This window comes from Thalassoglobus neptunius (assembly GCF_007859735.1).
Classification (GTDB): domain Bacteria; phylum Planctomycetota; class Planctomycetia; order Planctomycetales; family Planctomycetaceae; genus Thalassoglobus; species Thalassoglobus neptunius.
Window position 1 is genome coordinate 1 of sequence record NZ_SIHI01000132.1, and the last position, 1,715, is coordinate 1,715.

The following is a 1,715-nucleotide window of genomic DNA, read 5'->3' on the forward strand; positions in this document are numbered from 1 at the left end:
GCGTGATTCAAACAATAAAATTTGAATGTCTCTCGAAATTCGTCCTTTTCGGAAAACAGCATCTCGATTACCTGCTCGCAGAATTCACAGAGTACTACAACTCAGCCCGTTCCAGCATGGTCCGCGATCACTTACCGCCAATGGGTGAGAAACCGGATGAAGTTGAAACGATCAATCTGGACGACATCAAAGTGAAATCGTATGTGGGCGGACTGGTGAAGGGCTTCGAGCGCAAAGCTGCTTGAGCGGTAGTAGATTTGAATCGAGCTAACGATAATGCGCGCCACCGCTCTGCGATTGTACGCAGTTTCTCTTGCAGCCGATCGTACTCAAGTCGATATTCATCAACACTTTCCATGCGAAAACATTCGTGGAACAGCGCGCGTGTCGACGCCCACCCAACATATTGCGTTGTTGATCTAGATGGGCGAATCCGCTACCGGGGTGTCGGGGCGATCGGCGACCAGTTGGCAGACTGGGTTGAGGCGTTGGTCCGTGACGAAGAATAGATTGCATAACAATTGCGTGAACCCGAGTTGTGGTCGGGCCGGTTTCAGAATTCAGCGTCGCTCGCCACAACCGGGTTACGCAGGTCGTTATCTGGCTTGGGGCAAAATTTGACAGACGGCTTCAAAAAAGAGACGGCTAGCAAATTTCCGTTTCCGATCGGATGCGTACTCTATCCCCTGCTTGTCTTCATGCTGCTCACAGTTGTGGGGTACTTCTACTTGCAGAGTGCGAACTACCACAGCGCGCTTGATGCAACCAAAGAATGGGCGCAACTGAATGAATTTCCTGTTACGGCAACGAACCTCACCGTAGAAACTCAGGGTAATATGTTCACGCGAGAATTTACTGTTGAATTTGACGCGCCGCTCGCAGACATAGAAAATTGGCTCAGGAAATCACCTGGCACTAACAGTGTGACGCCAACAACCGACGGCGATGTCCGGCACTACGATATTGATCCCGGCGGTGGAGCACAGCATGCCGAACTTGAATTGGACGAATCCCAAGGTCACGTTAAAATACATACCTACTGGAGTTGATAGACTCCGCACCGTAAATCCAACACCGAATCGCCAGATAACAATGTGATGCACGCGAAGCCGGGCTTGCGTGTGAATTTTTCTGCTTGCAAGATTATCGTCCCGGCTCGGTGATCACTGCCGTTACCCGACTGAAACATCTAGGCTCAATGGCACTTCGTCCGCCGCACATCGTTAACGTCAAACGCGAAGTCGATGGCGCAATTCGCGGCTATGTGGTGGCACGAAACTCGCAACTGACTGTTGTACGTGAATTCGATGGCTTTGCGCCCGCAGGCTTCGTCGCGCTGCCGTCGTCCACCGTCGCCGATCTAACCATCAACGAAGCGTGGACCCGAATGATCGCGTCGGAGGGTCACGCGGAACTCGCGACTATAGCTCCTTCGTTTGCAACCAATGACATGAGATCGGCACTCAAATCCATCCATCGCCTCAACGTCAACGTAAAGATTGAATGCGAGTGAAATGCCCCCGAAGTTTGAACCAGGCTTATGAGAGTTGGGGTTAGGTAAGTAAGTCAGTGTGCTGGAGTGGAGGAGAAGGTGGAGCCGTAGGCGGAACCTTCTCTGGAACGGAAGCACACTGAGTCGAAAATTCGGCAGGCGTCAACCCTCCAAGAGAGCTGTGCGGACGGCGGTGGTTGTAAGTCATCCGCCAGTCCTGAAT

At 52.1% G+C, this 1,715-nt stretch carries 4 protein-coding genes and 1 pseudogene; 4 read left to right on the forward strand and 1 reads right to left on the reverse strand.

The genetic code is table 11. The features are described from left to right. The 4 genes and pseudogenes from KOR42_RS27245 to KOR42_RS26185 all read left to right on the forward strand — a co-directional run. Positions 1-245, forward strand: a pseudogene (locus tag KOR42_RS27245) (hypothetical protein); the annotation flags it as partial. Between the two features lie 111 nt (positions 246-356). Beyond that, complete coding sequence (locus KOR42_RS27250; protein ID WP_197441631.1) at positions 357-509, forward strand: hypothetical protein; 153 nt, start codon at positions 357-359, stop codon at positions 507-509. A gap of 108 nt (positions 510-617) precedes the next feature. Next, positions 618-1,049 carry a hypothetical protein gene (locus KOR42_RS26180; RefSeq protein ID WP_146512740.1) on the forward strand — a complete coding sequence of 144 codons (432 nt, stop codon included), beginning with the start codon at positions 618-620 and terminating at the stop codon, positions 1,047-1,049. An 86-nt stretch (positions 1,050-1,135) separates the two neighbouring features. After that, a complete protein-coding gene (locus KOR42_RS26185) occupies positions 1,136-1,513 on the forward strand; it encodes a hypothetical protein (protein WP_231741154.1) in 378 nt (125 codons plus the stop codon). Positions 1,514-1,553: 40 nt separating this feature from the next. On the opposite strand, the gene KOR42_RS28080 is transcribed toward KOR42_RS26185, so the two are convergent. Further along, the gene (locus KOR42_RS28080) at positions 1,554-1,715 is read right to left on the reverse strand and encodes an integrase core domain-containing protein (RefSeq protein ID WP_390620856.1); all 162 of its coding nucleotides are present in this window, start codon (positions 1,713-1,715) and stop codon (positions 1,554-1,556) included.

Coding starts and splice junctions, on each gene's coding strand:
- KOR42_RS27250 (WP_197441631.1), top strand. CDS start 357: ATGCGAAAACATTCGTGGAACAGCGCGCGTGTCGACGCCCACCCAACA.